Origin of the sequence: Archangium lipolyticum (assembly GCF_024623785.1) — a bacterium.
GTDB classification, from domain to species: Bacteria; Myxococcota; Myxococcia; order Myxococcales; family Myxococcaceae; genus Archangium; species Archangium lipolyticum.
On the sequence record NZ_JANKBZ010000048.1, the window covers coordinates 60,716 to 66,715 of the forward strand.

The following is a 6,000-nucleotide window of genomic DNA, read 5'->3' on the forward strand; positions in this document are numbered from 1 at the left end:
ATAGCGCTGGCACCGACGAAGGGAGGCCCGGTCATGGGAGGGAGCGAGGAGAAGCAGGAAGCGCCCCAGGACGAAATCCCGAGGATCTCCAGCGGCACCTCCTACCTCGATCAGATCCTCGAGGGCGGCTGGCTGTGCGGCGGCATCTATATCGTCGCGGGCCCGCCCGGCACGGGGAAGACCACGCTCGGCAACCAGTTCTGCTTCTCCGTGGCCAACCGGGGTGAAGCGGCCCTCTACGTCACCCTGCTCACCGAGACGCACTCGCGCATGATGCTGCACCTGCGCTCGTTGGCGTTCTTCCGGTCCGAGTACGTGGGCACGCGCATCTACTACCTCAGCGGCTCGGTGACGCTGAAGGACAGCGGCCTGTCGGGGCTGCTGGAGCTGCTCACGCGCACGGTGCGCGAGAGGCGCATCAAGGCCCTGGTGCTGGATGGCTTCACCCTGCTGCACTCGTACGCGAAATCCCCCATGGAGCTGCGCGAGTTCCTCCAGGGCCTGTCGGTGCTGTGCGAGCTGACCGGTTGCACCGCGCTCCTGCTGAGCACCGAGGTGAACAAGGCCGTGGACGTCGAGTACGCCATGGTCGACGGCATCCTCGCGCTGAGCGCGGAGCTGCTCGGGCTCAAGGCCATCCGCGGCCTGGAGGTCATCAAGTTCCGGGGCAGCAACAACATCCCGGGCAAGCACACCTTCCTCATCGACGAGCGCGGCGTGAACGTCTACCCGCGCTGGGAGGCCGTGTTCCGCGCAACGCCCAGGGCCGTGCCCGACTCCAGCGTGCGTCTGCGCTTCGGCATTCCCAGCGTGGACGCCATGTGCCAGGGGGGCCTCATCGCGGGCTCCTCCACGCTGCTGCTCGGCAGTCCGGGGGGAGGCAAGACGATCCTCGGGTTGAACTTCCTGGCCGAGGGCGTGGCCCGGGGCGAGCGCGGTCTGTACTTCGGCTTCGCGGAGAGCGCCGAGACCCTGATCCGCAAGATGAAGAGCGTGGGGCTGGACCTCGCGCCTCACGTCGAACGCGGGCTGCTGCGCCTCGAGGTCCACGCCCCCGTGGAGACGCTCCCGGATGCCATGGTCCAGCAGTTGATGGACCATGTCTCCCAGCATGAGTACCAGCGCCTCTTCATCGACGGGCTGGAGCCCTTCTGCAAGGAGGCCATCGATCCCGAGCGCACGCCCCGCTTCATGTCCGCGCTCCTCAACGCGCTGCGTGACCACCACCTCACCACGCTGGCGACGGAGCAGACCCACACCCTCTTCGGACACGACCTCCGCTCCCCCGTCCAGGGCGCGGAGGCCATCTTCGACAACGTCATGCTCCTGCGCCTCGTGGAGCTCAACGGCCGGCTGCGCCGCCTGCTGTCCATCCTGAAGATGCGCGACAGCGACAACGACCCCTTCCTGCGCGAGCTCGTCATCTCCGGCCAGGGCTTGCAGGTGCAGGAGCCCTATGCCGAGCTCGAGGGGATGCTGACTGACATGCCGCACCACCGCCCCCCCTCCGCGCGGCCCAAGGCGCCCAGGCCCACCAAGAGCCCCAAACGCCGCCCGCGCAAACCCCGAGGGCGCGGATGAGCCGCATCCTCATCGTCGAGGATGAGGAGATCCTCGCGGCCTCGCTCGAGGACATCCTTGAGGACGAGGGGCATCACGTGCGCATGGCTCGCAACGGCCTGGAGGCTCTCGAATTGCTCACGCGGGAGCGGCCGGACCTGGTGCTGCTCGACCTGATGCTGCCCCTGATGGACGGCCTCACGGTATTGAAGACCCTGCGGCGGGAGTCGCCCGCCCCGGCGGTGGTCGTCATGACCTCCTGCGAGCGTACGGTGTTGAGAGAAGTCCCCGTCCAGGGATTCCTCCGCAAGCCCTTCTCGCTCGATGCACTGCTCGGCGCGGTGAAGGCAGCGCTGCCCTGAAACGCGAAAGGGGAAGGCCCGGATGAGCCTCCCCCTGACGAGGGCCCTCCCCAGCGGGGGGAGGGCCGTCACGCGTGCTTCAACGGTGGGCGCGAAGCCCTTCGGCGTAGTGCTGCAACTGGCGCTTCGCGGCATCGAAGGCATCGTTCACGGCCTGGTACGGGTCCTCGTGTGCGGCGCGGTCACCATGCTCGCGGTCGACCACGATGTTCTTGCCGGGGACGTGCAGGTCCAGACGGACGTGGAAATGCTTGCCCTGCTGATGATGCCGGTGCGGCTCTTCCACCACCACGTGGCAGCCGGTGATGCCGTCGAAGAACTGCTCGAGCTTGTCCGCACTGTCGCGGATGTGCTCCGAGAGGGCATCGCTGGGGTTCATTCCACGGAAGGTGATCTGCAGGTTTCGCTTCATCTTCGCGCCTCTTGAGTGGCTCGCCGTTGGAGCCGTCGTGACGACCACACTCCATTGCATACGGAGAGCCAACGCTCCTTCCCTCGGAGGGCCAGGGGTTGGGCCCCCTGGAGGACGCATCCTTTGCGGTGGCCCGAGGTGGGGGCGCAGCCTTTGCGGAAAGACGCGCCGGAGCCCATCGGACCTGCACCGGGAGTCAAAGACGCCACACGGGTGGGCTTTCCCAGGGGCGAGGCAGCCGGGCAGGCACATGCTGCGGCGCGGCGGAGAGGTGCCCATCGTCACCTGTCGGAGGTGCGCGCGTGATTCGCATCGGACCCGCGGGGTGGAGCTACGATGACTGGGCGGGGGTGGTGTACCCGAAGCCGAAGCCGAGGGGGTTCGACCCGTTGGCCTTCCTGGCGGGGTACTTCGACGCGCTGGAGCTGAACACCAGCTTCTACCGGCCCATCAGCCGGCGCAACGCGGAGCTCTGGGTGGAGCGGACGGACTTCAACCCGGACTTCCGCTTCACGGCGAAGCTGTGGAGGCGCTTCACCCACGAGCGGGGCGAGGCGTGGACGGCCGACGAGGTGCACCAGACTCGCGAGGGGCTGGATGCCATCCACGAGGCGGGGAGACTGGGAGCGGTGCTGGTGCAGTTCCCCTGGTCGTTCCGCAACGACGAGGAGAACCGGGACTGGCTGGACGCGTTGGTGTCCGAGTTCTCGGACTGGCCATTGGCGTTGGAGGTGAGACACGAGTCCTGGAACGAGCCGGACGTCTTCGCGGAGCTGGCCGAGCGGGGAGTGGGCTTCGTGAACATCGACCAACCGCTCTTCCAGAGCTCACTGGGGCCGAGCGCGCGGGTGACGTCGTCGGTGGGCTACGTGCGGGTGCATGGGCGCAACTACCGCAACTGGTTCCGCAAGACGGCGAGCGCGATGGAGCGCTACGACTACCTGTACACGGCGAAGGAGCTGAAGCCCTGGACCGAGCGCACGAAGGAGATGGCTGCGCATCCGAGGGTGAGTGACGTGTACGTGGTCACCAACAACCACGTGAGAGGCAAGGGCGTGGTGAATGCGATGATGCTGCAGACGATGCTCACGGGCCGGAAGGTGCACGCCCCGGAGACACTGCTGCGCGAGTACCGCGACACGCTCGGGCCCTACGTGCTGCCGCCGGAGGCGGAGACTTCCGAGGCCCCAGGAGCCAGCCCCGCGGGGTGAGCGCACGACCCGGCGTCAGACCTCGATGAACCGGGTGCCAGTGATGCCCTCCGCCTCCATGGCCAGCTTGACGCGCTCGGAGACGATGAGCGTCACCAACCAGCCCCAGGGCCGGAAGATGTTGGCGGCCCCCACCTTCGTCGGGTCTATCTTCAACCCCGCCACGTTCCGGTATTGGCCCTCCTTGTCCGGGCGGTTGTCCTCCGGCAACCAATAGAGCACCTCCTCGCACCGGGCGTCGTCGATGCACTTGATGACTTGCAAGGCATTGAGGATGAAATAGGGCTCCGTCTGACCCTCCACCTCAACAGGGATGAACTGCACCTCCTCCTCAATCCCCAGACGCTCGAAGAGAGAAACGACACGACGGTTGACGATGGGAATCCCCATGGAATGAGAGAATTCGAGCGCAACACCCGCGGGTTTCACGGATAAGCAAATTGGCTCCTTGATATCCAGGACCCGTCCCTCGTGGAACCGCCAAGTGTCGAACAACTCATCCTCTGTACCGAGAGGCATCCGCAGGTGCCAACGCCCTGGAATGTATTTATCATCGTATAGCTTGTAATATCTTGCTTGCGCCGTCATGGCCTCCTCGTGGCGAGCTTGTTGAGCTTGGAGCCTGGCGTACATATCTCCCCTGCAATCTTGTCGAGTTCTTCCACAAGCCTGGCTCGACACTCGGCTCGAGTCCTACAAGTCCCAAGCGCCCTATTCAATCGCTCGAAGATCTGACTGTGGTACTCCTCGGGATGGGGCCCCTTGTGGTCTCGCAAGTAGACGATGTTCGCCGGGTCATCGAGACTCATCCCCGCCCGCGCGAAGAGAGCCTCGAACTCAGGTGTCCAGGGACCGCCGCTGATGTCGGACGTGTCATTCTTGTTGGTGCACAGATGGTGGGCCTGGTTGTCGCTCTGCTTCGACTCGGCACACGCCCCCGTCGTCCGGGCCGCTGACACCGCCGACGCCACCGCCGCGGCCGTCGTGTTCGCCGTCACCCCCATCAGCACCACCGTGCCGTCCGCCACGCTCACCTGCGCCCCCGCCCTCTCTCCCACCCTCAACCCTCCCCTCCCTCCTCCTCCCGCCAAACCGAAGCGGGGCGGTGACAGCCTCCCCCACAGCCCTCCTCCCGGCACCTCCGGCAACGCCCTGGCCAGCCTCGCTCCCGCCAACGTCACCAACACCCTCAGCCCCACTCCTCCCATCTCCTTCCCGAAGCGTTCGGCCACAGTGAAGCTGAGCTTCAGCCCGCGCCCCTGGCTTCCGTGGTACTCGCTCACCCCCACCGGCTCCAACACCGAGAGCCGCGCCTCCACCTTGGGCGGGGCCGCTCGGGCCAAAAGCGGCACCACCAGCAGCAGCAGACAGAGAACAGGGATGATTCTCGGATGCATCTCGACCCATCCGGCCCTCGGCGACCACGGGCGCACTGCGCGGAATGCCATCCTCAGACCTCGACGAACTCAGTGCCGGTGATGCCCTCTTGCTCCATGGCCAGCTTGACGCGCTCGGAGACGATGAGAACCACCTTCCAGCCCCAGGGACGAAAGATGTTGGCGTCCCCTATCTTCGCCGGGTCCACCTTCAGCCCTCGCACGTTCCGATAGCCGCCCTCCTTGTCCGGGCGGTTGTCCTCCGGCAGCCAGTAAAACACCTCCTCACACCGGGCATCATCAATGCACTTGATGACCTGCAAGGCATTGAGAATGAACCAGGGCTCTGACTGGCCCTCCACCTCGACAGGGATGAACTGCACCTCTTTCTGCATCCCCAGACGCTCGAAGAGCGAGACCACCCGGCGGTGTACGACGGGAATCCCCATGGACTCAGAGAAGTCGAGCGCAATGCCCGCTGGCTTCACTGACAAGTGAATCGGCTCCTGGATATCCAGGACTCTGCCCTCACGAAACCTCCAGGTGTCGAATAACTCATCCTCAGTACCGAGAGGCATTCTCAAGTGCCATCGTCCAGGAACGTACACATCATCAAATATCTCATAATACTTCATCTGCGTGGTCATGGATTCTTCGTAGCGAGCTTGTTGAGTTTGGAGCCCGACGTACATACCTCCCCTGCAATCCTGTCGAGTTCTTCCACAAGCCTGGCTCGACACTCGACCCGAGTCCTACAAGTCCCAAGCGCATCCCTCAATCGCTTGAGAACCTCTTGATGGTACTCCTTGGGATGAGGCCCCTTGTGGTCTCGCAGATAGACGATGTTTGCCGGGTCATCGAGACTCATCCCCGCTTGTGCGAAGAGTTCCTCGAATCGGGGCGTCCAGGGACCACCGTTGGTTTCCGCTGTGCCATTCTTGTTCGTGCACAGATGGTGGGCCTGGTTGTCACTCTGCTTCGACTCGTCACACGCCCCCGTCGTCCGGGCCGCTGACACCGCCGACGTCACCGCCGCGGCTGTCGTGTTCGCCGTCACCCCCATCAGCACCACCGTGCCG

The 6,000-nt window shown here is 65.0% G+C and carries 7 protein-coding genes and 1 pseudogene; 3 read left to right on the forward strand and 5 right to left on the reverse strand.

Going from position 1 to position 6,000, the window contains the following annotated elements:
- Positions 1 to 33 precede the first annotated feature (33 nt).
- Positions 34 to 1,581, forward strand: coding sequence for an ATPase domain-containing protein (locus tag NR810_RS48930; RefSeq protein WP_257462844.1), 1,548 nt, complete (start codon positions 34 to 36; stop codon positions 1,579 to 1,581).
- On the forward strand, positions 1,578 to 1,922 hold the full coding sequence (locus NR810_RS48935) for a response regulator (protein WP_257462845.1): 345 nt from the start codon (positions 1,578 to 1,580) through the stop codon (positions 1,920 to 1,922). The genes NR810_RS48930 and NR810_RS48935 overlap by 4 nt, the downstream gene beginning before the upstream one ends.
- Before the next feature lie 79 nt (positions 1,923 to 2,001).
- On the opposite strand, the gene NR810_RS48940 is transcribed toward NR810_RS48935, so the two are convergent.
- Positions 2,002 to 2,334, reverse strand: a complete 333-nt coding sequence (locus NR810_RS48940; RefSeq protein ID WP_257462846.1) for an HPF/RaiA family ribosome-associated protein — start codon at positions 2,332 to 2,334, stop codon at positions 2,002 to 2,004.
- Between the two features lie 302 nt (positions 2,335 to 2,636).
- On the opposite strand from NR810_RS48940, the gene NR810_RS48945 reads away from it, so the two are divergent.
- Entirely contained in the window at positions 2,637 to 3,545 is a 909-nt protein-coding gene (locus tag NR810_RS48945; RefSeq protein WP_257462848.1) for a DUF72 domain-containing protein, read from the forward strand.
- Between the two features lie 15 nt (positions 3,546 to 3,560).
- Here NR810_RS48945 and NR810_RS52715 read toward each other — a convergent pair whose 3' ends face one another.
- From NR810_RS52715 to NR810_RS48965, 4 genes and pseudogenes are all read right to left on the reverse strand, one after another.
- Positions 3,561 to 4,178 carry an imm11 family protein gene (locus tag NR810_RS52715; RefSeq protein WP_326522556.1) on the reverse strand — a complete coding sequence of 206 codons (618 nt, stop codon included), beginning with the start codon at positions 4,176 to 4,178 and terminating at the stop codon, positions 3,561 to 3,563.
- A pseudogene (locus NR810_RS48955) lies at positions 4,130 to 4,777 on the reverse strand (AHH domain-containing protein); the annotation flags it as partial. The pseudogene NR810_RS48955 and the gene NR810_RS52715, both read right to left, overlap by 49 nt.
- Before the next feature lie 218 nt (positions 4,778 to 4,995).
- The gene (locus tag NR810_RS48960) at positions 4,996 to 5,568 is read right to left on the reverse strand and encodes an imm11 family protein (RefSeq protein ID WP_257462853.1); all 573 of its coding nucleotides are present in this window, start codon (positions 5,566 to 5,568) and stop codon (positions 4,996 to 4,998) included.
- Positions 5,565 to 6,000 (reverse strand): AHH domain-containing protein (locus NR810_RS48965; RefSeq protein ID WP_456062046.1); only part of this gene is annotated, 436 nt, incomplete at its 5' end. The genes NR810_RS48965 and NR810_RS48960, both read right to left, overlap by 4 nt.